23 protein-coding genes, 1 tRNA gene and 1 pseudogene are annotated in these 24,826 nt (G+C 70.9%); 13 read left to right on the forward strand and 12 right to left on the reverse strand.

What is annotated here, in order from left to right:
- Positions 1-205: 205 nt before the first annotated feature.
- The gene (locus ACPCJR_RS16395) at positions 206-1,849 is read left to right on the forward strand and encodes a B12-binding domain-containing radical SAM protein (RefSeq protein ID WP_391513554.1); all 1,644 of its coding nucleotides are present in this window, start codon (positions 206-208) and stop codon (positions 1,847-1,849) included.
- A 64-nt stretch (positions 1,850-1,913) separates the two neighbouring features.
- Here ACPCJR_RS16395 and ACPCJR_RS16400 read toward each other — a convergent pair whose 3' ends face one another.
- Positions 1,914-4,334, reverse strand: coding sequence for a bifunctional diguanylate cyclase/phosphodiesterase (locus ACPCJR_RS16400; protein ID WP_391513552.1), 2,421 nt, complete (start codon positions 4,332-4,334; stop codon positions 1,914-1,916).
- Positions 4,335-4,767: 433 nt separating this feature from the next.
- Here ACPCJR_RS16400 and ACPCJR_RS16405 point away from each other — a divergent pair, with 433 nt between their 5' ends.
- Positions 4,768-5,589, forward strand: a complete 822-nt coding sequence (locus tag ACPCJR_RS16405) for a prephenate dehydrogenase/arogenate dehydrogenase family protein (protein ID WP_391513551.1) — start codon at positions 4,768-4,770, stop codon at positions 5,587-5,589.
- Between the two features lie 149 nt (positions 5,590-5,738).
- Here the strand turns inward: ACPCJR_RS16405 and ACPCJR_RS16410 are convergent, their stop codons facing one another.
- Entirely contained in the window at positions 5,739-7,064 is a 1,326-nt protein-coding gene (locus tag ACPCJR_RS16410) for an OmpP1/FadL family transporter (RefSeq protein ID WP_391513549.1), read from the reverse strand.
- Between the two features lie 278 nt (positions 7,065-7,342).
- On the opposite strand from ACPCJR_RS16410, the gene ACPCJR_RS16415 reads away from it, so the two are divergent.
- From ACPCJR_RS16415 to ACPCJR_RS16460, 10 genes are all read left to right on the forward strand, one after another.
- Positions 7,343-8,227 (forward strand): fumarylacetoacetate hydrolase family protein, encoded by an 885-nt coding sequence (locus ACPCJR_RS16415; RefSeq protein WP_391513547.1) that lies wholly within the window; start codon positions 7,343-7,345, stop codon positions 8,225-8,227.
- Positions 8,228-8,247: 20 nt separating this feature from the next.
- A complete protein-coding gene (locus ACPCJR_RS16420) occupies positions 8,248-9,015 on the forward strand; it encodes an alpha/beta fold hydrolase (RefSeq protein WP_391513546.1) in 768 nt (255 codons plus the stop codon).
- 10 nt (positions 9,016-9,025) lie between these two features.
- Positions 9,026-10,240 carry a tetratricopeptide repeat protein gene (locus ACPCJR_RS16425; protein WP_391513544.1) on the forward strand — a complete coding sequence of 405 codons (1,215 nt, stop codon included), beginning with the start codon at positions 9,026-9,028 and terminating at the stop codon, positions 10,238-10,240.
- A 42-nt stretch (positions 10,241-10,282) separates the two neighbouring features.
- Positions 10,283-11,308, forward strand: a complete 1,026-nt coding sequence (gene bioB, locus ACPCJR_RS16430) for a biotin synthase BioB (protein WP_391513543.1) — start codon at positions 10,283-10,285, stop codon at positions 11,306-11,308.
- 91 nt (positions 11,309-11,399) lie between these two features.
- Complete coding sequence (gene aspS, locus ACPCJR_RS16435) at positions 11,400-13,214, forward strand: aspartate--tRNA ligase (RefSeq protein WP_391513541.1); 1,815 nt, start codon at positions 11,400-11,402, stop codon at positions 13,212-13,214.
- Between the two features lie 160 nt (positions 13,215-13,374).
- On the forward strand, positions 13,375-14,259 hold the full coding sequence (locus ACPCJR_RS16440) for a glycosyltransferase family 2 protein (protein ID WP_391513539.1): 885 nt from the start codon (positions 13,375-13,377) through the stop codon (positions 14,257-14,259).
- Positions 14,256-15,341 (forward strand): acyltransferase family protein, encoded by a 1,086-nt coding sequence (locus ACPCJR_RS16445; protein ID WP_391513537.1) that lies wholly within the window; start codon positions 14,256-14,258, stop codon positions 15,339-15,341. The genes ACPCJR_RS16440 and ACPCJR_RS16445 overlap by 4 nt, the downstream gene beginning before the upstream one ends.
- A gap of 265 nt (positions 15,342-15,606) precedes the next feature.
- Entirely contained in the window at positions 15,607-15,825 is a 219-nt protein-coding gene (locus ACPCJR_RS16450) for a ferredoxin (RefSeq protein WP_391513536.1), read from the forward strand.
- Complete coding sequence (locus ACPCJR_RS16455; protein ID WP_391513535.1) at positions 15,822-17,084, forward strand: NAD(P)/FAD-dependent oxidoreductase; 1,263 nt, start codon at positions 15,822-15,824, stop codon at positions 17,082-17,084. The genes ACPCJR_RS16450 and ACPCJR_RS16455 overlap by 4 nt, the downstream gene beginning before the upstream one ends.
- Before the next feature lie 4 nt (positions 17,085-17,088).
- Entirely contained in the window at positions 17,089-18,330 is a 1,242-nt protein-coding gene (locus tag ACPCJR_RS16460; RefSeq protein WP_391513533.1) for a cytochrome P450, read from the forward strand.
- A gap of 209 nt (positions 18,331-18,539) precedes the next feature.
- Here the strand turns inward: ACPCJR_RS16460 and rplA are convergent.
- The 7 genes and pseudogenes from rplA to ACPCJR_RS16495 form a co-directional block, all read right to left on the reverse strand.
- Positions 18,540-19,202, reverse strand: a pseudogene (rplA, locus tag ACPCJR_RS16465) (50S ribosomal protein L1); the annotation flags it as partial.
- Positions 19,203-19,214: 12 nt separating this feature from the next.
- A complete protein-coding gene (gene rplK, locus ACPCJR_RS16470; RefSeq protein ID WP_110351635.1) occupies positions 19,215-19,664 on the reverse strand; it encodes a 50S ribosomal protein L11 in 450 nt (149 codons plus the stop codon).
- Positions 19,665-19,891: 227 nt separating this feature from the next.
- Positions 19,892-20,425, reverse strand: coding sequence for a transcription termination/antitermination protein NusG (gene nusG, locus ACPCJR_RS16475; RefSeq protein ID WP_110351636.1), 534 nt, complete (start codon positions 20,423-20,425; stop codon positions 19,892-19,894).
- A 121-nt stretch (positions 20,426-20,546) separates the two neighbouring features.
- On the reverse strand, positions 20,547-20,849 hold the full coding sequence (gene secE / locus ACPCJR_RS16480; protein WP_110351637.1) for a preprotein translocase subunit SecE: 303 nt from the start codon (positions 20,847-20,849) through the stop codon (positions 20,547-20,549).
- A gap of 184 nt (positions 20,850-21,033) precedes the next feature.
- Positions 21,034-21,110 (reverse strand) — tRNA-Trp (locus ACPCJR_RS16485).
- Between the two features lie 73 nt (positions 21,111-21,183).
- Positions 21,184-21,756 carry an RNA 2',3'-cyclic phosphodiesterase gene (gene thpR, locus ACPCJR_RS16490; protein ID WP_391513530.1) on the reverse strand — a complete coding sequence of 191 codons (573 nt, stop codon included), beginning with the start codon at positions 21,754-21,756 and terminating at the stop codon, positions 21,184-21,186.
- 2 nt (positions 21,757-21,758) lie between these two features.
- A complete protein-coding gene (locus ACPCJR_RS16495) occupies positions 21,759-22,403 on the reverse strand; it encodes an arylesterase (RefSeq protein WP_391513528.1) in 645 nt (214 codons plus the stop codon).
- Positions 22,404-22,595: 192 nt separating this feature from the next.
- Between ACPCJR_RS16495 and ACPCJR_RS16500 the strand changes: the two genes are divergently transcribed.
- Positions 22,596-23,279 (forward strand): ABC transporter ATP-binding protein, encoded by a 684-nt coding sequence (locus ACPCJR_RS16500; protein WP_110351695.1) that lies wholly within the window; start codon positions 22,596-22,598, stop codon positions 23,277-23,279.
- Positions 23,280-23,404: 125 nt separating this feature from the next.
- Here ACPCJR_RS16500 and ACPCJR_RS16505 read toward each other — a convergent pair whose 3' ends face one another.
- The 3 genes from ACPCJR_RS16505 to ACPCJR_RS16515 form a co-directional block, all read right to left on the reverse strand.
- A complete protein-coding gene (locus ACPCJR_RS16505; protein WP_110351639.1) occupies positions 23,405-23,602 on the reverse strand; it encodes a hypothetical protein in 198 nt (65 codons plus the stop codon).
- Between the two features lie 152 nt (positions 23,603-23,754).
- On the reverse strand, positions 23,755-24,426 hold the full coding sequence (locus ACPCJR_RS16510; RefSeq protein WP_391513526.1) for an HAD family hydrolase: 672 nt from the start codon (positions 24,424-24,426) through the stop codon (positions 23,755-23,757).
- Between the two features lie 14 nt (positions 24,427-24,440).
- Complete coding sequence (locus ACPCJR_RS16515) at positions 24,441-24,731, reverse strand: hypothetical protein (protein ID WP_391513525.1); 291 nt, start codon at positions 24,729-24,731, stop codon at positions 24,441-24,443.
- Between the last annotated feature and the right edge of the window lie 95 nt (positions 24,732-24,826).

Genomic DNA, 24,826 nt, shown 5'->3' on the forward strand with positions numbered 1-24,826 from the left:
CTTCATGCACTCACCGCATGGCGCTGCCGACGCGGCGCTCGAACACCGTTGCTGCGTCCCTGGGGCAACACGCGTCCCGGGGCGCGGGAGGGACTTTTGCCCCAGGGCGGCCCTCCGGCGACCGCCGGACCGCACGGGGTCTTGAACGCGCGCCGGGGCGGAAAGAGGGGACGCCAACCGGCTGGGCTGTGCTAGATAAGGGGGCATGCGATGCTCCCTTCCCATCTCGTCCCGCCGGCGCATCCTGTGCGTCTTTCCGGCCTACACGCCGTCCTTCGGGACCTTCTCCCACGCCTACCCGCTGATGGGCGGCGTGAAGGCGTTCATGCCGCCCCAAGGGCTCCTGGTGATCGCGGCCTACATGCCCGAGACCTGGGAGTGCCGCTTCATCGACGAGAACATCCGACCCGCCTCGGGCAAGGACTTCGCCTGGGCCGACGCGGTGTTCGTCTCGGGCATGCACATCCAAGAAGGCCAGATCCACGACATCGGCCGGCGGGCGCACGCGGCCGGCAAGGTCGCGGTGCTCGGCGGCCCCTCCGTCTCGGGCGCGCCGGAGAAGTACCCGGATTTCGACTACCTGCATGTCGGCGAGATCGGCGACGCCACCGACCGCCTCATCGAGATCCTCGACCGCGACCTGTCGCGCCCCGCCGCCCAGGTCGTGCTCGACACCAAGGACCGGCTGGCGCTCGCCGACTTCCCGGCCCCGGCCTACGAGGCGGTGCCGCTCAAGCGCTACCTGATCGGCTCGCTGCAATTCTCATCGGGCTGCCCCTATCGCTGCGAGTTCTGCGACATCCCGCAGCTCTACGGACGCCAGCCGCGGCTGAAGACCCCGGAGCAGATGTGCGCCGAGCTCGACGCGATCGTCAGCCAGCCGGGCCACCCGGCGGTGGTCTACTTCGTCGACGACAACTTCATCGGCAACCGCAAGGCGACCCGCGAGATGCTGCCCCACCTCGTGGAGTGGCAGAAGAAGAACAACTTCCCGCTCCAGTTCGCCTGCGAGGCGACCCTGAACATGGCCAAGCAGCCCGAGATCCTCGAGCTGATGCGGCAGGCCAACTTCATGACGGTGTTCGTCGGCATCGAGACGCCGGAGGCGGACGCGCTCAAGGGCATCGACAAGACCCACAACGCCGCCGTGCCGATGTACGAGGCGATCGAGACGCTGAACTCCTACGGGCTGGAGGTGACCTCGGGCATCATCCTCGGCCTCGACTCGGATTCCGACAAGTCCGAGCAGAACCTGATCGACTTCATCGACAAGTCCGCGATTCCGGTGCTGACGATCAACCTGCTCCAGGCGCTGCCCAAGACGCCGCTCTGGGACCGGCTGGAGCGCGAGGGGCGGCTCCTCCACGATGCCAGCCTCGAATCGAACGTGCTGTTCAAGCGCCCGCACGACACGGTGGTGAGTTCCTGGCGCCGGGCGATCAGTCACGCCTACGAGCCCGAGCACCTGTTCGAGCGCTTCAAGCACCAGTGCGACGTGACCTACGGCAACCGCATCGTCACGCCGACCGCGGGCAAGCTCACCAAGACCAACCTGCGCCGCGGCCTGATCCTCGGCTTCAACATCATCACGCGGGTGGGGCTGTTCTCCGACTATCGCCGGCCATTCTGGCGGGCGGCGGGCCACGCCCTGAAGCGCGGGCAGATCGAGGCGGTCTTCAACATGGGCTTCGTCGCCCATCACCTGATCCGCTTCACCCGCGAGGCCCTGCGGGGCGAGCACAACGCGTCCTTCTACGCCGCCAAGGCGGCGGAGGCCGAGGCGCAGCGCCAGCGCAGCTGGTGGGAGAACGCCCGCCGCCGCCTCGTGCCGGAGCGGGAAGCGGCCTGATCGGGCCGCGTCGGCGGGGGAGGCGGGGGCGCCCTCCCCGCGCCTCTCGCCCTGGGGCCGGCTCTCAGGCGCAGGCGCGCGCCGGCGGCTCGTCGTGGAACAGCGCCCTGAGCCGTGCCCGCTCCCGGTCGGAGGTGCCCGTCACGGGCGCGGGACGGGCGAACAGGTAGCCCTGCATCTGGTCGCAGCCCAGCTCGCGCAGGACGGCGAGCTGCTCGGGCGTCTCCACGCCCTCGACCGTGACCTGAAGACCGAGATTGTGCCCGAGCGTGGCGATCGCGCGCACGATCGTCAGCGAATCCGCGTGCTGCCCGAGCCGGCGCACGAAGGACTGATCGACCTTGAGCTTGTCGAACTTGAACTGCTGCAGGTAGCTCAGGGACGCGTAGCCCGTGCCGAAATCGTCGAGCGCGAGGCGTACGCCGAGGATGCGCAGGGCGGTGAGCACCTCCACCGCCAGGGCCGCATCTTGGATGAACACGCTCTCGGTGATCTCCAGCACCAGCCGCTCCGGTTCGAGCCCGTGGCGGGCCAGCGTCGCCGCCACGCCGGCCGCGAAGCCGGGCTGCCGGAACTGCTTGGGCGAGACGTTGACCGAGACCCGCAGGGGCCGGGACCACCCGGCCGCGGCGGCGCAGGCCGTGTCGAGCACCCAGGCCCCGATCCGCCCGATCTGGTCGGTCTGCTCGGCGAGCGGGATGAACTCCGCCGGGGAGACGCAGCCGCGCTCGGGATGGTGCCAGCGGATCAGCGCCTCGAAGGTCTCGATCTCGCCCGTGCGGCCGTTGACGATGGGCTGGTAGTAGAGCCGCAGCTCGTCGCGCCCGATGGCTCCGCTCAGCTCGTGCTCGATCCGGCGCCGGGCCTGGAGCTGCTCGTCCATCGCCGCCTCGAAGAAGCGCAGCGTGCCGCGCCCCTCGTCCTTGACGCGGTAGAGCGCGGTGTCGGCGGCCCGCATCAGGCTTTCGGCCGTGCTGCCGTCGTTGGGGTAGAGGGCGATGCCCGCCGAGGCGCCGATCTCGATGCTCTGCGCCTCGATCCGGAAGGGGCGGGCGAGCGCCGCGATCATCCGCTCGGCGGTCTCGGCGACCTGCTCGGGCGTGCGGGCATGGGTCAGCACGATCACGAACTCGTCGCCGCCGATCCGGGCGAGCGTGTCGGTCGGGCGCAGTTCCGCCAGCATGCGCTTGGCCGCCTGCACCAGCAGCGCGTCGCCCGCGGCGTGGCCGTGGAAGTCGTTCACAGGCTTGAAGCGGTCGAGGTCGAGGTAGACGAGGGCCAGCCCCGCGCCGCTCTCCGCCGCCGCCTCCAGGGCCTGGCCCAGGCGCTCCTCCAGCAGGGTGCGGTTGGGCAGGTCGGTCAGCGCGTCGTGCAGGGCGAGGTGGCGGATGCGCGCCTCGTCCCGGCGGCTCCGGCTCAGGTCGCGCAGGGCCACCGCCGTCGCGGGGCGCCCGAGATACTCGATCGAGCGGCAGGAGAGCTCCACCGGAACCGGCGTGCCGGCGCTCGTGCGGATCTCGAACTCCTCCGGCGCCAGATCCTCCGGGCGGCCGCGGCTGCGCCGGAGGAGGGCCGGCAGGTCGGCCTCGGCGAAGAGCGCGACCAGCGGCCGGCCGATGATCTCCTCCGCCGAGGCTTCCAGGAGACGCAGGCCCGCCTGGTTGATCTCCAGGATCCGGCCCTCCCGGTGGATGAGCAGGCCCTCGTAGGCGAGGTTGCCGAGCAGGCGCATCCGGCCCAGCTCGTCCAGGCGGCGCTGCATCAGGTGCCGCTGCATCGTCAGCGCCCCGAGCCCGGCGGCCAGCACCCCGAGGCTCACGAGCCCGACGATCAGGCCCAGCGGAGCCGAGCCGAGAAGGACGGCGTCCTCCTGCTCCGCCGCGGGCGCGACGGTGAGGCCGGTCATGCCGGTGAAGTGCAGGCCGCAGATCGCCAGGGTCAGCCAGAGGGTGACCTCGATGCGGCGCGCCAGCCCGGTCAGGTCGCCGGCCCGGACGAGCGCGACCACGGCGAGGATCGCGCAGAGGCCGAGCGAGGTGAGGACGTAGGCCGCGTCGAAGGAGAGCAGGCTGCTCGCCGCCATCGCGCCGACGCCGGTATAGTGCATGCCGGCGATGCCCGCCGCCAGGACCGTGCCGGCGGCGGCGAGCCCGAGCGGGTCCCGGCCGAGGCGGTGACGGATCAGAAGGGCGATCCCCGCCCCCGCGACGGCGATGCCGATCGAGGCGAGGGTGGGCACGAGGCCGTAGGCCGCCTGCGCCCCGGGATGGAAGGCCAGCATCGCGACGAAGTGGAGCGACCACACGCTGCTGCCGAACACGACCGCCGCCGCGGGCAGCCACGGAAAGGAGCCACGGCGCTCGGCCTGCGCCGCCTCGGCCATCAGGGTCGCGGTGGAGAAGCAGCCGAGCAGGCAGATCCCGGCCGAGATCGCGACGAGGCCGAGGTCGTGCTGCCGGGCAACACAGGCGATGATGCTGAACATGGAGGAGCGGGAGCCTCTAAACCAGACATGTCTCTAGGCTAGCCCGCTTTAAGCCCGCGTTTCCGCCAGTCCCGCGGTCCACACAACTTGTGCGGTGACAGAGTTAAGCACACAAAGAGCGATCGCCGATCCTGGCTTTCGATACGAGGATTCGGGCCCTCGACCCGGCCTTTTTCAAGTTGCCGTAAGGATGTTGCGCGAAACGGCCGATCCGCGCCCCTGCCGGGCCGCCCGTTGACGGCGCGCCCGGTTACGGCCTACAGGCGCCCGTCATGACGGGCTCCCGCCTCCTCTCCGGATCGTATCGCGCGCCGCTCCCATAAGCGGCGCCGTGCTTGTCATGCCTTGTGCCGCTGCGTCGTCGGCGGCTCGAGGAGGATCGTGGAACATCCCGCAACGGACCGCCGACCTCACCTGAATCCGAGGTCACACCGTGTCTGCTTCGCCCCTCCCCTGCCCCCGCCCGCGGGTCGGAATCGTCGGCTTCGGTGCCTTCGGCCGCCTGATCGCCGAACACTTGGCGCCCCATGCCGACCTGACCGTCTACGATCCGCAGCGTCCGGTGCGACCGCCCCCATACGTGGTCGTGGCCGATCTCCCGGAGGTGGCGGCCTGCCCCGTCGTGATCCTCGCCACGCCGGTGGCGCGTCTGGCCGAGGTGGTCGGCGCGCTCGAACCCCATCTGCGGCCGGGCACGCTGGTGGTCGATGTCGGCTCGGTGAAGCTGCGGCCCGCCGAGATCCTGCGCGAGGGCCTGCCGGATCATGTCGCGATCCTCGCGACCCATCCCCTGTTCGGCCCCCAGAGCGCGCGGGAGGGCATCCGCGGCCTCAAGATCGCGGTCTGCCCGATCCGCGGCCGGCCGGGCCGGCGGGCCGCCGCCTTCCTGCGGCGGAGGCTCGGCCTCGATGTCATCCTGACGACGCCCGAGGCGCATGACCGGGCGATGGCCTCGGTCCAGGGGCTGACCCACCTCATCGCCAAGGTGCTGGTGGCCATGGAGCCGCTGCCGACACGCATGACCACGCGCAGCTTCGACATGCTGATGCAGGCGGTCGGCATGGTGCGCCACGACGCGCCGGAGGTGTTCCACGCCATCGAGCGCGAGAACCCCTACGCCGTCCCGGTGCGGCGCCGCTTCTTCGCGCTGGCCGAGCAGCTCGACGCGGAGCTGTCGGCACGCGGCGAACGGGTGGATCGGCCCTCCCCCGCCCTCGCTCCCGTCCGCCACCGGGCGGTCAGCCCGGCGGCCTAGAGCATCGTCCCGAAAGGTGGCGGCCGGCTTTCGGAAAAAGACGATGCGAAACAAGAGGCTCGAACATCGTGCCGGATGCGATGTCCGGCACGATGTTCGAGGAGACGCGGCGAGCGCGCCGAGGGGCGCGGTCGCCGCCCCACGGGTCCTCAGTACTTGCGCACCAGCGGGGCCGGGGCGACGGCGGCCGGGGCATCCCACTGGTAGCGGAACCCGACCGAGGCGACGTCGGCGCTGGCATCGGCGTAGGCCGCGAGCGGGATACCGCCGATGTCGTAGTTGCGTCCGGGGCCCGTCAGGAGGCGGCTGCGCTCCAGGAAGACGTGCGAGTAGCTCGCCGTCAGGAGCACGTGATCGCTCCAACGGTAGCTGCCGCCGATCGAGACGAGGTAGCGGTCGCCGTCGGGCAGGCGCGCCGTGCGGTTCTGGAAGTCGATCGGCCCGTTGTCGTAGCCGAAGCCGGCCCGCAAGGTGAGGTTCGGCGACCAGTCGTACTCGGCGCCGATCGAGTAGAAGAACGAATCCTTGAAGTTGAGCGGCAAGTGGTTGACCGGCACGCCGAGCGCCTTCGAGACGATGGCGATGTCGCCGAGCCTCGACCAGTTGTCCCACTCGAAGCCGAGATTGATCCGCGTGACCGGGTTGATCGCCTGGGTCAGGCCGACGCTGATCTTCTCGGGCGTGTTGAGATTGGCCTTCACCTGCCCCAGGGCGATGGCCTGCCGCGGGTCGGGGAAGCCGATCGAGCCCTCGATGTCGTGATGGACCGAGGAGCGGTAGCCGATGCCGATCACCGTGCCGGCGGCGGGGGTGATCGTCGCGCCCGCGGTGAAGCCGACGCCCCAGGACTCGCCCTTGATGAAGCCCGACGGGTAGAGGCCCGGGAACACGCCGGGCACCGGCACCGCCTGGCGCAGGGTCAGGCGGAAATACTCGATGTTGGGGCCGGCGGCGACGGAGAGCCAGTCGTTGACCTTGAAGCCCACCACCGGGTTGAAGGCGAGCGAGAAGATCCGCGAGGAGCGGGCGTAGGGCGAACCCGCCCAGTCCTGGCGCGGCTTCGTGGCGAGGCCGTAGGGCGCGCCGGTCTGAAGGCCGACCCAGAGCCGGTCCGTGAGCTGGTAGGAGGTGGCGCCGGAGGGCAGCACCGCGCCCTGGCCGATCTCGCCCGAGGAGCCGAAGGGCAGGAGGCCCGGCGCCGTGCCGACCGTCGGCGTGATCTCGCCCGACAGGTTGACGAAGCTCAGGTTCTGCTCGGTGACGAAGCCCGGCCGCATCGTCACGGTGGCGGGGTTCCAGAAGAGCGACGAGACGCCCGCGGCGCCCGAGGCCGAACCGGCGAAGGCGAGGCCGAGGCCCTGTGCACTCTGCTCGCGCAGACCGAAGGCGCCGGCCTGCGCCGCCGTCGCGGACACCAGCGACGCCGCCGCGACGGCGCCCGCGAGCCTGAGCGCGCGGATGGTCCCCCCAGACATGTTTCTCTCCGAAGCGTTTCTTGATGAGGCGCTGCCCGGGAAACCCGAGGCGCACCGCCATCGAAGTGGATCGCGCGGGCGCCGTCCAGAGGCTTGGCCGTGAAATTTGAATTATATGTACGGCGAGGAATTTTTGCCACGGAACCACGGTGCAGGGGCCAAGCTTACGCTCGCAGGACCGTGCCTGGAGGGACCTGCTTGCACCGCGCGCGGCGTGCGGCGATGTTCCCCGGGTCCTTCGGGGTGGTTCGGGACAGGCAGGACGGGACGATCCGACGATGAAGCTGATCCGGCACGGCGCGAGCGGCGACGAGAAACCGGGCCTCGTGGACGCGAAGGGCGGCCTGCGCGACCTCTCCGGGACCCTGCGCGACATCGCGGGCGCGGGCCTCTCGCGGGAATCGCTCGACCGGCTCGCGCGGATCGATCCGGAGAGCCTGCCGCTGCTGCCGCCCGGCACCCGCCTCGGCCCCTGCGTCGGCGGCACCCGCAACTTCGTGGCGATCGGCCTGAACTACGCCGACCACGCCGCCGAGACCGGCGCGGCGATCCCCGCCGAGCCCATCCTGTTCAACAAGGCGCCCTCCTGCATCGTCGGCCCCAACGACACGGTGATCCTGCCCAAGGGCTCGGCCAAGACCGACTGGGAGGTGGAACTCGCCGTGGTGATCGGCGCCCGCGCCTCCTACGTCCACGCCAACGAGGCCCTGCGCTACGTGGCGGGAATCTGCATCTGCAACGACCTGTCCGAGCGCGAATTCCAGATGGAGCGCGGCGGCACCTGGACCAAGGGCAAGGGCTGCCCGACCTTCGGCCCGCTCGGTCCCTGGCTCGTGACGCTGGACGAGATTCCGGACCTGAAGAACCTCTCGATGAGCCTCGACCTGAACGGCCGGCGCATGCAGACGGGCTCGACGGCGACGATGATCTTCGACGTGGCCCAGATCGTGGCCTACGTCTCGCACTTCATGATGCTGGAGCCCGGCGACATCATCACCACCGGCACCCCGCCGGGCGTGGGGCTCGGCATGAAGCCGCCGCGCTACCTCAAGAGCGACGACGAGATGGTGCTGCGTATCGACGGTCTCGGCGAGCAGCGCCAGCGGGTCGTGGCCTTCGACGACTGGACCGCCAAGGTCGCCGCGGGCGAGCCCACGAACTGAACGGACGGCACGCCCCGACGATGAGCGCCTCTCAGCAGGACCGGCACCCCCCGGTCGTCTTCCTCGGCGGCGGCCCCGGATTGCCCGTCACCTACGCCGCGGCCCCCCTTCGGCGAACGGATTTCGCCGCCGATTGGGCCTTCTTCGAGCAGCCCGGCTGCGCTGTCTCCGGCACGTCGCAGCCCGTGACGGCGGACAGCGTGATCGAGTCCGCCGCCGCCTTCGTCGCCGAGCGGTCAGCGCGGGGTCCCGTGACCCTCGTCGCGCATTCCTGGGGCGCTTGGCTCGCCCTCGCCCTGCTCGACCGGATGCCGGACCACATCGCCCGCGCCGTGCTGCTCCACCCGGCTCCGCCGACCCGGGCCGGGCTCGACGCGGCCGTGGCGGCCCTGTTCGGCCGGCTCCCGCCCGAGGCGATGGGGCGGGCCGCCCCCCTGATGGCCCGTACCGATGCGGAGGCCGGCCGGGCGATCATGCAGATCCTTCTGCCGGCCTATTGCGGCCGGGACACCGACCTGCCCGACCTCGACCTCGCCCTGGTGCCGTCGGTCTATCACGGCGTCTCGGCGAGCCTCGGCGACTACGACCAGCGCGGGATCATCGCGGCGCATGCGGACCGCCTCACCCTGGTCTTCGGCGAGGCCGACGCCTTCACGCCCGACCTCTTCGCGCGCCATTGCGAGGCCTTCGAACGGCTCGACCGCACCAGCCTGCCCGGCGGCCATTTCGGCTTCCTCGAAGACATCGCCGGCTTCGAAGCGCTCCTGCGCGGGCGGGGTGCGATCTAGCCCCACCCCGATGGCGACCTCCTCCCTGCCGCTGCCGGACCGGCCCTCGGTCGCCGTGCTGCCCTTCGCGAACCCGGAGGGCGATTTCGACGCCCAGGCCCTGGCCGACGGCCTGTCCGAGCACGTCACCGACGCACTCGCCTGCACGCCCGGCCTGTTCGTCAGCGCCCGCAACTCCGCCTTCACCTTCAAGGGCCGCACCGTCCCCCCGGAGGTGGTGGCCGGGCGGCTCGGCGTCGCGCACGTCCTCACGGGCACGCTCTCGCGCGCCGGCACGCGGCTGCGCGTCCAGGCCCGGCTGCACCGGGCGGCGGACGAGCGGCCGATCTGGCTGCAGGATCTCGACGAGGACGAGGGGGCCGTCCACGCCCTGCGCGGCCGCATCGTCGCCGGGACGGTGGCGGCGATGGCGCCGGACCTGACGCGCGCCGCCGCGCCCGAGCGGACGGAGCCGCCCCTCGACGCCGGCGTCTACGGGCCGTTCCTCTCGGCCTATTCCAACCACGCCATGCCGAGCCCCGAGAGCGTGGAGCTGCGCATCGCCTCGATCGAGGCCGTGCGCCGCCTCGTGCCCGGGCACCCGCTCCCCTACGCGCTCCTGGCGCAATGCTACACCAACCGCGTCGTCCAGGGCTGGAGCGCCGACGCGGCCGCCGATTGCGCCGAGGGCGCCCGTCTGGCCCGCCTCGCCCTGGAGCGGGACGAGGGCGATCCGGCGGTGCTGATGATGGCCGGCCACACCCTGGCCTTCCTGGCACAGGACTACGACACGGCGCTGGCCCTGCTCGACCGCTCGCTCGCCCTCAATCCCAACGCGGCCGCCGCCTACGAACGCAGCGGCTGGGTGCGCTGCTACGTCGGCGAGCCGGAGCTGGCGGCCGATCATTTCCACGCGGCCAAGCGGCAGAGCCCGCTCGACCCCAACACCTTCCGCTTCGATTCCGGCCTGGGGTTGGCCCTGTGCATGGCCGGCGCCCACGCGGAGGCCCTGGTCTGGCTCGACCGCTCCATGGCTGAGGATCCGGGCTGGACCAGCACCCACCGCGTCCGCGCCGCGAGCCTCGCCCTGCTCGGCCGGCAAGAGGAGGCGCAAGCGGCCGCCGTCCGATTCATGGACCTGGAGCCGAGCTACCGGGTCGCCCGCGCCATGCGGCTCTACCGGCCCTCCCCGGGGAAGGACCGGTTCGTCGAGGGGATGCGCCGGGCCGGCGTGCCGTTTGAATAGCCAGGCTTGATTTTTCCCCCGCCTTCGCTCTCAAAGAAGCGCATGAGCGATACCGTGGTCTCCCTCGCCGCCTCTCAGGCGCCCGCCGCCATCCGGCACGATATCCGGCACGACTGGACCCTGGCCGAGATTCAGGCGATCCACGACATGCCGCTGCTCGATCTCGTGCATCGGGCCGGCGTCGTGCACCGGGCGCACAACGACCCCGCCGACATCCAGCGCGCGGCGCTCCTGTCGATCAAGACCGGCGGCTGCCCCGAGGATTGCGCCTACTGCCCGCAATCGGCCCACCACAAGGGCGCGAACCTTCCCCGCGAGCGGCTGATGCCGGTCGAGGCCGTGCTGAAGGAGGCCGCTGCGGCCAAGGCCAACGGCGCGCACCGCTTCTGCATGGGCGCGGCGTGGCGCAAGCCCAAGGACGGCCCGGATTTCGACGCCGTGCTGGAGATGGTGCGCGGCGTGCGCGGCCTCGGCATGGAAGCCTGCGTGACGCTGGGCATGCTGACGCAAGTCCAAGCCCAGCGCCTCGCGGAAGCCGGGCTCACCTCCTACAACCACAACCTCGACACCGGCCCGGAATTCTACGGCGACATCATCTCGACCCGCACCTACGACGACCGGCTCCAGACGCTTGAGCATGTGCGCCAAGCCGGCATCGGCGTCTGCTGCGGCGGCATCGTCGGGATGGGCGAGCGGGTGCGCGACCGGGCCGAGATGCTGCTCGTGCTCGCCAACCACGCCCCGCACCCGGAGAGCGTGCCGATCAACGCGCTGGTGGCCGTCGAGGGCACCCCGCTGGAGGACCGCCCGCCGATCGATCCGCTCGACCTCGTGCGGATGTGCGCCACCGCCCGCATCGTCATGCCGAGGGCCCGCGTGCGCCTCAGCGCCGGCCGCAAGAGCCTGACCCGCGAGGCGCAGATCCTGTGCTTCCTCGCCGGTGCCAACTCGATCTTCTACGGCGAGCGCCTGCTCACCACCGCCAACAACGAGGCGGATGCCGACGCCGAGTTGCTGCGCGACATCGGCGTGCCGGTGCCCGAGGTGACGCTGGCCGCCGCGGAGTAGGGGCACGGCCCGGGCGGGCCCGGTAGGCGGGCTTTGCCTTGACTTGAAACGCCTCCCGTGAATGGTGCCGGCTCATTCTCAAGAGCCCGCCATGCACCGTTACCGTACCCATACCTGCGGGGCGCTCCGCCCGTCCGATGTCGGGCAGAGCGTCCGCCTGTCCGGCTGGTGCCACCGCATCCGCGACCATGGCGGCGTGCTCTTCATCGACCTGCGCGACCATTACGGCCTGACGCAGTGCGTGATCGATTCCGACTCGCCCGCCTTCAAGGCCGCCGAGACCGCGCGCTCCGAGTGGGTGATCCGCATCGACGGCCGCGTGCGCACGCGCCCCGCCGGCACCGAGAACGCCGAGCTGCCGACCGGCTCGGTCGAGGTCTATATCGACGACCTCGAAGTGCTCGGCCCCGCGGGCGAGCTGCCGCTGCCCGTCTTCGGCGACCAGGAATACCCGGAGGAGACCCGGCTCAAGTACCGCTTCCTCGATCTGCGCCGGGAGAAGCTCCACGCCAACATCATGAAGCGCGGCGCGATCGTCGATTCCTTGCGCCGCCGCATGCGCGAGGGCGGGTTCTTCGAGTTCCAGACGCCGATCCTGACGGCGTCGAGCCCCGAGGGCGCGCGCGACTACCTCGTGCCGTCCCGCGTTCACCCCGGAAAATTCTACGCGCTGCCGCAGGCGCCGCAGCAGTTCAAGCAGCTCACGATGATCGCGGGCTTCGACCGCTACTTCCAGATCGCGCCCTGCTTCCGGGACGAGGACGCCCGCGCTGACCGCTCCCCGGGCGAGTTCTACCAGCTCGACATCGAGATGAGCTTCGTCACCCAGGAGGACGTGTTTCAGGCGGTCGAGCCGGTGCTGCGCGGCGTGTTCGAGGAGTTCGCGGGCGGCAAGCGCGTGACGGGGGAATTCCCGCGCATCACCTACGCCGACGCGATGCTGAAATACGGCGTCGACAAGCCGGACCTGCGCAACCCGCTGATCATCGCCGACGTGACCGACGAGTTCGCCGACGACGCCGTCGAGTTCAAGGCGTTCAAGGGCGTCATCAAGTCGGGCGGCGTGGTGCGTGCCATCCCCGCCACCGGGGCGGCGGGCCAGCCGCGCTCGTTCTTCGACCGGCTGAACGACTGGGCCCGCTCGGAAGGCGCGCCGGGGCTCGGCTACATCGTGTTCGAGGAAGAGGGCGAGGCGCTCACCGGCAAGGGGCCGATCGCCAAGTTCATCCCCGCCGCCATCCAGGCGCGGATCGCCGAGAAGGCCGGCGCCAAGGCGGGCGACGCGGTGTTCTTCGCCGCGGGCACCGAGGCGAAGGCCGCCGGGCTCGCGGGCAAGGCGCGCATCCGCATCGGCGACGAGCTGAAGCTCTCCGACACGGACCAGTTCGCCTTCTGCTGGGTCGTCGATTTCCCGATGTACGAGTGGAACGAGGAGGAGAAGCGGATCGACTTCTCCCACAACCCGTTCTCGATGCCGAACTACGACCGCGAGGACTTCCTCGCGCTCGGCGACGGAGATTCGGAAAAAATCCTCGGGATCAAGGCGTTCCAGTACGACATCGTCTGCAACGGCATCGAGCTGTCCTCGGGCGCGATCCGGAACCATCGCCCCGACGTGATGGAGAAGGCGTTCAGTATCGCCGGCTATGGCCGGGACGTGCTGGAGGAGAAGTTCGGCGGCATGCTGAACGCCCTGCGCCTCGGCGCCCCGCCGCACGGCGGCATCGCGCCGGGTGTCGATCGCATCGTCATGCTGTTGTGCGAGGAGCCGAACATCCGCGAGGTCGTGCTGTTCCCGATGAACCAGCGCGCCGAGGACCTGATGATGGGCGCGCCCGCCGAGGCGACAGCCAAGCAACTGCGCGAACTGCACATCCGGCTCAACCTGCCCGAGAAGAAGGGATAGTTCTTGGACCCTCCCCCCTCTGTGGGGGAGGGTGCCTGCGGAGCAGGCGGGTGAGGGGTTGGCTCCGCACCTTCCGGAAGCGGCGCTCCCCTCTCCCGACCCCTGCTGACGCAGGGGCCACCCTCCCCCGCAGAGGGGGAGGGAATCTGCACGGGACCTGATGTCGCCCGATCCCACTTCCCTCACCGCCATCGTCGTCAGCCACGACAGCGCGGACGCCCTGCCCGCCTGCCTCGCGGCGCTGGCGCGCGAAACCATCCCGGCGATCGTGGTCGACAATGCCAGCCGCGACGGCTCGGTCGCGGTGGCGCAAGCCCACGGCGCGCGGGTGATCGCGCATCCCCGCAACGAGGGCTACGGGCGGGCCAACAACATCGGCGTGCGCGCCGCCGACGGGGCAGGGCACGTCCTCATCCTCAACCCCGATCTCGTGCTGCAGCCCGGCGCCGCCGCCGCCCTCCTCGCGGCGGCGCGGGCATGGCCCGATGCCGGGCTGCTGGCGCCGCGCATCCACGAGCCGGACGGGCGCTTCTTCTACCAGCCGCGCTCGCTGCTCGCGCCCTACCTCACCAATCCGCAGGGTCGGCGTGATCTCCCCGAGGGCGACGCCTGCGCTCCGTTCCTGTCCGGTGCCTGCCTGATGATCGAGCGGGCGCTCTTCCTCGGCCTCGGCGGCTTCGACGAAGAGATCTTCCTGTTCTACGAGGACGACGACCTCTGCCGCCGGGTGGCGGATACGGGGCGCGCCCTGGTCCACGTCCACGGCGCGGTGGCCCTGCACGGGCGCGGGCGCTCCTCGGCCCCGGCGCCGGGCCGGGTGTTTCGCACCCGCTGGCATCAGGCGTGGTCGCGGGCCTACGTCGCGCGGAAGTACGGCCTGCCCGATCCGAGCCCGGGGATGCTCGCCGCCAACGCGCCGAAGGCGGCGCTGGCCGCCCTCGCCTTCCGCCGCGCGAGCCTGGAGCGCTACGGCGGCTCTGCGGCCGGCGCGTTCGCCGCCCTGCGGGGGCGGAGCGCACTGGCCCGCGAAGGACTGGCGCCGTGAGCGGCGTCCTGTCCGGCCCCACGATCGCGGAAGCGCTGGCGCGCCCGCACAATGCCTTCTCGGGCCTGCGGCTGGCGCTCGCCCTGATGGTGGTGGTCAGCCACGCCTTCAGCGTCGTCTCCGGCAACGCGCTGGACGAGCCGCTGGCCCGTGCCACCGGCTTCTCGCTCGGCGAGCACGCGGTGAACGGCTTCTTCGCCGTCTCCGGCTTCCTCGTGATCATGAGCTACGACCGGCGGGGCTGGCGCGACTACGCCATCGCACGGACCCTGCGCATCCTGCCCGGGCTGGTGGCCGCGACGCTCGTGGTAAGCCTCGGCCTCGGCGCGGCGCTGACCCGGCTGCCGCTGGCCGAGTACTACGCGTCGCCCGAGCTGTGGCGTTTCGTGCGCGGCACGCTCCTGTCCTTCAAGAGCAACGCGAGCCTGCCCGGGCTCTTCGAGGCCAACCCCTTCCGCAGCCCGCTCGGCACGGTCTGGACCCTGAAATACGAGACGATCTGCTATGGCGGCGTGCTCGCCGTCGGACTTTTCGGGCTCCTGCGGCGGCGCTGGGCGGTGCCGGCGCTCACCGCGGCCCTGGCCCTGTCTCTGGCGGGTCTGGAAGCGGTCCGGCCCGAGATGTCCAAGGGCACCGAGACGGCCCTGCGCCTGCCCCTGATCTTCGCCGTCGGCGCCTGCCTCTACCTCTGGCGCGATGCCGTCCGCCTCACGCCGTGGCCTCTGCTCGCGGTGGCGGCCGCCCTCCTCCTCCAGGGCCACGCGCCCGCCCGGACGCTGCTCTTCCTCGGCGAGAGCTACGCGGCGATCTGGCTCGGCCTCCTGCCGGCACTGGCCCGCCCTGCCCTCGACCCGCCCGCCGACCTCTCCTACGGGGTCTATCTCTACGGCTGGCCGATCCAGCAGAGCCTGCACGCGCTCTGGCCAGCGGCCTCCGCCCTCACCCTGCTGGTGCCGGCCCTCCTGCTCGCCGGGCTCGTCGCGGCCGCCTCCTGGTACGCCGTCGAGAAGCCGGCCCTGCGCCTCAAGGCGCGGGCGCTCGGGCGGCGCACGCTGGGCACCATCGAACCCGCCGGCCCCTGATACGGTTTCCGCTTGATCCATGCGGGAGCCGTATCGGCAAGCCCGCGCGGCGCCTGAGTGAAGCCCAAATCCGCCATCCCGAAGGGATCAACCGGATTTGGCATGAGAGCGAATTGATCCTCTCGCGGTCCCGGCGCGTTCGAAGCGCTCGGGGCGTGTCGACGCGCCGCCGTGGTGGAGCGCTCCACGCGCCCTAGCTACGGTGGTGCGCCCCTCACCTACCGTCGGGCCGCCCCTCTCCCGGAAACCCGGATCACTGCCCACCATGAAGGTCGTCGTGGATCTCAACCGCTGCCAAGCCTACGCGCAGTGCATCTACGCGGCCCCGGACCATTTCGCCCTCCACGGCAAGGAAGCGCTGGTCTACGACCCCTCCCCCGACGAGGCGGCGCGGGGCGCAATCGAGCGGGCCGTCCATGCCTGCCCGGTTCGGGCGATCACGGCTTATCCCGACGCCGACACGAAGGCCGGAGAAACCCGGTGACGGTCCGACCCGAGCGCATCGTCGTCGTCGGCGCCTCGCTGGCGGGTCTCACCGCCGCCCAGGCCCTGCGTGAGCGGGGCTTTGCCGGCGCGCTGACCCTGGTCGGCGACGAGCCGCATGCGCCCTACGACCGGCCGCCGCTCTCCAAGCAGGTCCTGCGCGGCCTCTTCTCCGACGACACCACCCTGCCCCGCCATCCCGACCTCGCGGCCGACCTCCGCCTCGGCACGCCCGCGACCCGGCTCGATCTCGACGCGCGCCGCGTCGAACTCGACGACGGCAGCCGCCTCTCCTATGATCGCCTGCTGATCGCCACCGGCACCCGGGCGCGGCCCTGGCCGGATCGGGAGGAAGCCGCGCTCGCGGGCGTCTTCACCCTGCGCGGGCGGGACGATGCGCAGCGCCTCGGCGCCCGGCTTCAGGCGAAGCCGCGGCGGGTCGTCCTCGTCGGCGGCGGCTTCATCGGCTTCGAGGTGGCCTCGACCTGCCGCGACCTCGACATCCCGGTCACGCTGCTGGTGCGCGATGCGGTGCCGCTGGCCGCGGCGCTGGGCCCGCGGCTCGGCGGCCTGATCGGCGAGGTCGCCCGCGAGAAGGGGGTCGACCTGCGGCTCGGCGCCGAGATCGAGCGGATGGAGGCGGACGCCGGGCGCCTGACGGCGGTGGTCCTGAAGGACGGCGAGCGGATCGAGGCCGATTGCCTCGTGGCTGCCATCGGCACGCTGCGCAACGTCGAATGGCTCGACGGCTCCGGGCTCGACGCCGACGCCAAGGGCCTGCGCTGCGATGCCTATTGCCGGACGTTGCGAGCGGACGGGGGCGTCGCCGAGGGCGTGTTCGCCGCCGGGGATGTCGCCCGCTGGCCGAATCCGCACGACGACGGCGCCCTCGTGGCGGTCGAGCACTGGGGCAACGCCCGGGCGCAAGCCGCGACCGCGGCGACCAACATGCTGGCGGGCGACGCCTCGGCGATGCGCCGGCACGATCACCTGCCCGACTTCTGGTCGCAGCAATTCGGCCTGACGATCAAGCTCGTCGGCCTGACCGAGGGCGCCGACGCCTTGGCGGTGGTGCACGGCTCGTTCGAGGAGCGGCGCCTCGTGGCCGCCTTCGGCAAGGCGGGCCGCACCGTCGCAGCGGCCGCGATCGACAGCGCCCGCTGGCTGCCCGCCTACAAGGCCGCGATCCGGGAGCGCGCGCCCTTCCCGCCGATCGAGGGGGCCGTCGATCAGCCCCGCATCCGCGTACAGGAGCCGTGACCCCGTGAGCGGAAGCACGCTGTTCGAACAGATCCTCGACCCGGCCAACCGGGAGAACCCCTATCCGCTCTACGCGGAGATGCGCAAAAACCCGGTCTCGCGGCAGGAGGACGGCACCTACGTCGTCAGCACGCATGCCGAACTGGCCCGGCTGATCTCCGATCCCCGGATCAGCTCGGACGACCTGCCCGACCCGCAGAAATTCCGCTGGACCGGCCACCCGGTCACCGACCTGCTGGTGCGCCCGGTGCGCGCGGAGATCCGCAAGCGCCACCGCCCCTTCATCTTCCGCGATCCGCCCGACCACGACCGCCTGCGGGGCCAAGTGATGCGCTGCTTCACGCCCGAGCGGGTGCGCGGCATGCGGACGAAGACACAAAAGCTCACCGACGACCTGATCGACAAGATGGGCGGCAAGACCCGCATCGACCTCGTCGACGACTTCTCCTATCCCTTGCCCGTCACGGTGATCTGCGAATTGCTCGGCGTCCCGCCGGAGGACGAGCCGCAGTTCCACGGCTGGGCGACGCAGCTCGCGACCGCGCTTGAACCCAACCAGCGCGGCGACGAGGAAACCCAGGCCAAGAACGAGGTCTGCTTCAACGAGATCGCGGACTACATCCAGTGTCTGATCAAGGAGAAGCGCAAGGATCGCCAGGAGGACATCCTCTCCGACCTCGCCAACGACGCGGACGGGATGAACGACTTCGACCTGATCGCCACCGCCGTGCTGCTGCTGGTGGCGGGCCACGAGACCACGGTGAACCTGATCACCAACGGCATGCTGACGCTGCTGCGCTTTCCCGAGCATTGGCAGCGCCTGCGCACCGAGCCGGACCTCGCGCCGCGCCTGATCGAGGAGTTGCTGCGCTACGAGCCGCCGGTCCACTACCGCACCCGGCTGGCGCTCGCCGACATCCCGGTGGACGGGATCACGATCGCGAAGGACGCGCCGGTGATCTTTCTGCTCGCGGCCGGCAACCGCGACCCGCTCCGCTTTCCCGACCCCGACCGCTTCGACCCGGACCGGCCCGACAACCGCCATCTCGGCTTCGGCGGCGGGCTGCACTACTGCGTCGGCGCCCCGCTCGCACGGATCGAGGCGGAGGTGGCCCTGGTCAGCCTCGTGCGGCGGTTGAAGGGCGTGTCCCTGATCGAAGACCCGCCGCCCTACCGCCCGGGCGCCTCGCTACGGGGCCCGCGGCACCTGCGGCTGGCGCTGGAAGGTGTGGCGGAGGGCTGCTGATCCCACTCCGTCATTGCGAGCGGAAGCGAAGCAATCCAGCGGCGCGACCTCCCCGGACAAGGCAGCGTACAGGCGGCTTCGCCTCGCCATGACGGGGAGAGGCTCGAGACAAAAGAAAAGCGCCCGGCCGCTCGGCCGGGCGCGTTTGCAAAACTCCGTTTCGGCACCCGTCTCAGGCGGGCAGAAACCTGGAGGGCGCGCCCGTAACCGCCCGGGCCCATCGTCGAGGTGACGGCGATGCGCTGGATGTAGGTGCCCTTGGCGCCGGCGGGCTTGGCCTTGGCGACCGCGTCGGCGAAGGCCTTGATGTTCTCGACGAGCTTCTGCTCGTCGAAGGACACCTTGCCGATGCCGGCGTGGATGATGCCGGCCTTCTCCACGCGGAACTCGACCGCGCCGCCCTTGGCGGCGGCGACCGCGCCCTTCACGTCCATGGTGACGGTGCCGACCTTCGGGTTCGGCATCAGGCCGCGCGGGCCCAGCACCTTACCGAGACGGCCGACCAGCGGCATCAGGTCCGGGGTCGCGATGCAGCGATCGAACTCGATCTTGCCGCCCTGGACGATCTCGAGGAGATCCTCGGCGCCGACGATGTCGGCACCGGCCGCCTTGGCGTCATCCGCCTTGGCGCCGCGGGCGAAGACCGCCACGCGGACTGTCCGGCCGGAGCCGTTCGGCAGGTTGCAGACGCCGCGGACCATCTGGTCGGCGTGGCGCGGATCGACGCCGAGATTCATCGAGATCTCGACCGTCTCGTCGAACTTGGCCGAAGCCTTCGACTTCACGAGCTTGATCGCCTCGTCGATGGCGTAGAGCTTCATTGGCTCCAGACCCTCGCGGGCGGCGCGGATGCGCTTTCCTTCGCGTGCCATATCGCCCTCCCCTTACGCGACGATTTCGAGGCCCATGGCTCGCGCGGAGCCACGGATCATCGCGACCGCCGCATCGACGGAGTCGCAGTTCAGGTCGGGCATCTTCTTCTCGGCGATCTCGCGAAGCTGGGCTTCGGTGATCTTGCCGACGGTCGGGCCCTTGCCCGGGGTCTTGGAGCCGGAGGCCGGCTTCTTGCCGATCTTCAGGCCCACCGCCTTCTTCAGGAAGAAGGTGACCGGGGGCTGCTTCATCTCGAAGGTGAAGGAGCGGTCCTGATACGCGGTGATGATCACCGGGATCGGGGTGCCCTTCTCCATCTGCGCGGTCTTCGCGTTGAAGGCCTTGCAGAATTCCATGATGTTGAGGCCGCGCTGACCGAGCGCGGGACCGATCGGCGGCGACGGGTTGGCGGCGCCGGCCGGGACCTGAAGCTTCACGTAGCCCGTGATCTTCTTCGCCATGGGACTGCTCCCAAATGTTGCGCGTCGCCGGGCTGCCGAGGCACGGACGGACGGGCGGTTGCAGGTCGCGGTGCGATCCGTCGATCCCGGAGGCGAAGCCGGGCGGATCTCCCGCGGGGTTGTGGCGACGCTCTCACAAGAGCATCGCCGTTTCCGGGCCGTGGCAGGGCCGCCGGCCGGAAAGATCGGCGATCAGTCAGTGCAGACTGATCGCGAAATGCGAAAAATCAGACCTTCTCGACCTGCCCGTATTCCAGCTCGACCGGGGTGGCGCGACCGAAGATCGACACCGCCACCTTGAGGCGCGAGCGGGCGTCGTCGATTTCCTCGACGGTGCCGTTGAAGGAGGCGAAGGGGCCGTCGGAGACGCGCACCGTCTCGCCGATCTCGAAGGAAACCGTGTGCTTGGGGCGATCCACGCCCTCCTGCACCTGCCCCTTGATGCGCTCGGCCTCCGCGTCCGGAATCGGCACGGGCTTGGCCTTGTCGGCACCGAGGAAGCCGGTCACCTTCGGGGTGTTCTTGATGAGGTGGTAGACCTCGTCCGTCAGGTCGCACTTCACCAGCACGTAGCCGGGAAAGAACTTGCGCTCCGCTTCGACCTTGCGGCCGCGGCGCACCTCGGTGACCTTCTCGGTCGGCACCATGACTTCGTCGAACAGTTCGGTCAGCCCGCGCTGGGCCGCCTGGTCCTTGATGGACTGGGCGACCTTGTTCTCGAAGTTCGAGTAGGCGTGGACGATGTACCAGCGCTTCGACACGGGGCTTCCCAACTCCTCAGGCCCTCCCGGCATCGGCCCGACGCGGGGGACTTAATATCTGCGTCGGCCGCGCCCGGAGCCGCCCCCTCGGGGGTCGTCACCGCGGCGACCGATCAAAAACTCAGGCGCCGATGCCCAGGATGAAGCCGACGCCGACGCGCATGACCTGATCGACGGCGACGAAGAACAGGCTCGCGAGCACCACCATGATGAACACCATGACGGTGGTGATGGTGGTCTCCTTGCGGGTCGGCCACGTGACCTTGCGGGCCTCGTCGCGAACCTCGCCGAGGAACTCCACCGGACCGACCCGCTTGGGCGCAGGGCGCGCGGGCGGGGTCGCGCGCTGGTTGGCCGCGGCGGCCGGGCCGCGGTTGGGTCCGCGCGCCGCGTCGGTCTTCTTGGTCGCTTCGTTCGATGCCATGGCGCAACTGAAACCGGACAGGGCTCCGGGAACCGCCGATCGCGGTGCGGGGACATTGCGTCCCACACCGACAGCATCTGAGGATCTCGGAATGCGCCCGCTCTAGCGCAAGTGATCCGGCTTGTCGATGGGTCGAGAAAGGACCGCGGCGGGCCGGATGCCAAGTCGGGTGCAGGGGGCGCCGTGGCAGGAGTGGAGGGACTCGAACCCCCAACCCCCGGTTTTGGAGACCGGTGCTCTGACCAGTTGAGCTACACTCCTACGGCGCGCGCGGCGCGGCTCGCGTCATGCCGCAACCGGCGGCCCAAAGCAAGGGCGGAACACCGTAGCCTCGTCACGGCTCTTCGTCATCGGGCGGGAAACCGTCCGCGGCGAAGGGATAGGCCGCCTCGACGAGGTAGGGCCCGCCGCCGCGGGAGGTGCGGGCCGAGAACAGGGCGGCGCGGCGTGCCGTGAAGGTCAGGCGGGGAAACACCCCCGCCTCCGTCAGCCTCCGCGCCACGGCCTCGGGGGAGGCCTCGCGGTTGAGGCGGGCCAGCGTCACGTGCGGCGTGAACTTGCGCCGCTCCGGCGCGGCGCCGGCCCGGCGGGCGATGCGCTCGTGCTCCTCCTGCAGGTCGATGAGTTCCGGCGTGGGGACGACCGAGGCGTAGAGCGCCCGCGGCCGGTCGCCGCCGAAGCTCGCCAGCCCGTCCAGCGTCACGGTGAGGGGCGCGCGCACCCTCGCCTCCTGCAGCCCGGCATCGACATCGGCGGCGACCCCGTCGTCGACCTCGCCGAGGAAGCGCAGGGTGACATGGTAATCCGAGGGCTCGATCCAGCGCGCGCCGGGCAGCCCGCCGCGGAAGAAGGCGAGGCGCTGGGCCACCTCCGCCGGAATCTCGAGCCCGGTAAACAGGCGCGGCATCGTTACGGGCCCTTCCTCGGCTCCAAGCGGGCCAGAAAGGTCTCGACGCTGGGCAGGATGCCCTCGACGACCCGCTCGATGCCCTTGGCGGTGGGATGCAGCCCGTCGTCCAGGGTGTAGCCGCGCTGGCCGGCCACGCCGTCGAGGAAGAAGGGGTAGAGCACGAGGTCGTGCGCCCCCGCGAGGTCGGGATAGATCGCGTCGAAGCGGGCGCGGTACTCCGTGCCGAGATTGGGCGCGGCCAGCATGCCGGCGAGCAGCACCGGAATGCCTCGCTCCTTCAGGCGCACGACGATCGTCTCCAGCGCCTTGCGGGTCACGGCCGGATCGGTGCCGCGCAGCATGTCGTTGGCACCGAGTTCGAGAATGACCCCCTGCGTGCCGTCCGGCACCGACCAGTCGAGCCGGTCGAGCCCGCCCGTGCTGGTGTCGCCGGACACGCCCGCATTGGCGATCTCGACCCGGTGCCCCTTGGCCTTCAGCGCCCGCTCCAGCACCGCCGGGAAGGCGGCATCGGCCGGCAGGCGGTAGCCCGCGGTGAGGCTGTCGCCGAGGGCCACGAGCTTGAGGGGCGCCGTCTCCGCCGTCGCGGCGCGGGGAAGCAGGCTCGCGGCGCCCGCGAGCGTGGCTGCGGCGAAGAGGAGCATCAGCGCGGCCCTGCGCCGGGAGCGAAGCGCCCCCACATCGGTCCCGTCCGTCTCGCGCCGGACGCTTGAGCGTGACACAAGCCGGGACACGAACCCCCGGCCGGATGCGGCCTCCGCCTCGCCTGCGTGGTGCAACGCCGTATCCTCCCGCTCGAACCTGTCCCCGTGCTTGCCAAGATCGGTCGGTGCCTGATGTCGAACAAGGCCGTCTCCCTGTCGCAGATCGAGCTGAGCCTCGGCCGGGGCCCCGCGCGGGTGCATGTCCTGCGCGGCATCTCGCTCGATGTCGAGCGCGGCGAGGCGGTGGGGCTCGTCGGCCCCTCCGGCTCGGGCAAGTCGACCCTGCTGACCGTGATGGCCGGGCTGGAGCGGCCCGATACCGGCCGCGTCACCATCGCCGGCACGGATCTCGGCGGGCTCGACGAGGACGGGCTCGCCCGCTTCCGGGGCCGGAACATCGGCATCGTGTTCCAGGCCTTCCACCTCGTGCCGACCATGACGGCCCTGGAGAACGTGGCGCTGCCCCTGGAGCTGGCGGGCGCGCCCGATCCGCACGGGCGGGCGACGGCGGAGCTGGAGGCGGTGGGCTTGAGCCACCGGCTGCGGCATTATCCGGCGCAACTCTCGGGCGGCGAGCAGCAGCGGGTGGCCATCGCCCGGGCGCTGGCACCCGATCCGGCGATCCTCGTCGCCGACGAGCCGACGGGCAACCTCGACGAGGCGACGGGCCGGCAGATCGTCGACCTGCTGTTCGGCTTGAAGCGCGACCGCGGCGCGACGCTCGTGCTGGTGACGCACGATCCCGGCCTCGCCCGACTCTGCGACCGCACGGTGCGCCTGCGCGCCGGCCGGATCGAGGCCCCCGCCGAGGTCTGACGGGCCTGAGGAAAGACAATGCCTTCCGACGCCGCTACGGCGCCGAAAGGCATGGCATTCGTGGGGGTTGGGGCCGCGTCCTCGCGCGCGCCCTCAAGACGGCGCGGCGCGGGACGGGCGGGACATCAGGCGCTGAGCGGAGCGCCGATGCGGGCGCGCAGCTGCGCCCGCAGATTCTGGTTGGCGGCGTTGCGGTCGGCCTCCAGCGCCCACATCAGGCGCAGCAGCCGGCTGATGGGCAGCGCCCGATCCTCGATGGCCTCGGCGACCTGCTGCTGAAGGGATTTCGACGTCGTCACGAGCGCCTCGGCCGTAAGCTGCATGGTGTTGCCATCCGAAAGCGGGCTACGCCCCCCCGCGGGGCGCGCTCTTAAACGGTTCCAATCCGCGAGGCTATAGGTTTGCCGGCTTGCGGTTACCCGTCCCTTCAGGGGAGGTTCCGGCCCCTCACAGCTTTTTGAGGAGTACGGCGCGCTCAGCCCAGGGGCGAGCGGGCGTAGCCGTCGAGAAGATCCTGAGGGTCCCGGTAGATCGCCACGCAGCCGGCCGCCGACAGCTCCGCCTCCGGGAAGCCGCCACACAGGACGCCGATCGCCGAAAGTCCAGCCTTCGCAGCGGCTTGCACGTCGTAGGGCGTATCGCCCACCACCATCACCGCCTCCTTGGGCAGGTCGGGCAGCTTGCCCAGAACCGCCTCAAAGATGTCGGGATGGGGCTTGGAGCGCTCGGCGTCGTCGGCGGTGGTGACCACGTCGACGAGATCGGTGATGCCGAGGATCTTCTGGTAGTTCTCGACCTCGGAGGCTTTACCCGAGGAGGCGAGGGCGACGATCTGGCCTGCGTCGCGGACATGGCTCAGCAGCACGCGCACGCCGGGGAAGGGCCGGGCGAGGGGCAGGTAGTCCCGCTTGAACAGATCAGAGCGGTAGGACTCGATCGCCTCGCCGTCGCGGGCGAGGCGCGCCTCGTCCACGAAGACCGGCAGGAGCTGGTCGCCCCCCTTGCCGATCTGACGGCGGACCTGGGCCTCCTCCGTCTCGATCTCGAACTGGGCGAAGGCTTCGACCCAGGCCCGGGCGTGCAGGTCCACGCTGTCGAGAAGCGTGCCGTCGATGTCGAACACCACGGCCCTGATGCGGGTGCTCATCCCAAGACCGGTCCTCAGCGCGGGAAGATGTGGAGGCCGTCATCCGGCAGCAGGTTGCGGGCCGGCCCGCCCGTCTGCTGGCCGCGGCCCTGCTGGTAGTAGGGCAGTTCGGGGCGGCGATCGTTGTCGCTGCCGGAATCGTATTCCCAGGGTGCGTTCCAGGGCGCCCGGCCGTCCACCGCCGGGACAGCGGGTCCGACGAAGACCGGCTCGCCCGCGCGCAGCGGCCCCGCCGTCGCGCCGCCTGCCATCAGGGCCGCACCGACGAGGGCGCCCGCGAGACTCACTCCGATCCGCGCCCGCATCGCCATCCCGTCCTCGCAATCATCGCCTCGCACCGCCTCGCGCGGCACGAAAGCCAACGGCCGAGCCCGGCCCGCGTTCCCGGCCGAATCGTCCG

Source organism: Methylobacterium sp. NPDC097929 (assembly GCF_049543375.1).
Taxonomy (GTDB): domain Bacteria; phylum Pseudomonadota; class Alphaproteobacteria; order Rhizobiales; family Beijerinckiaceae; genus Methylobacterium.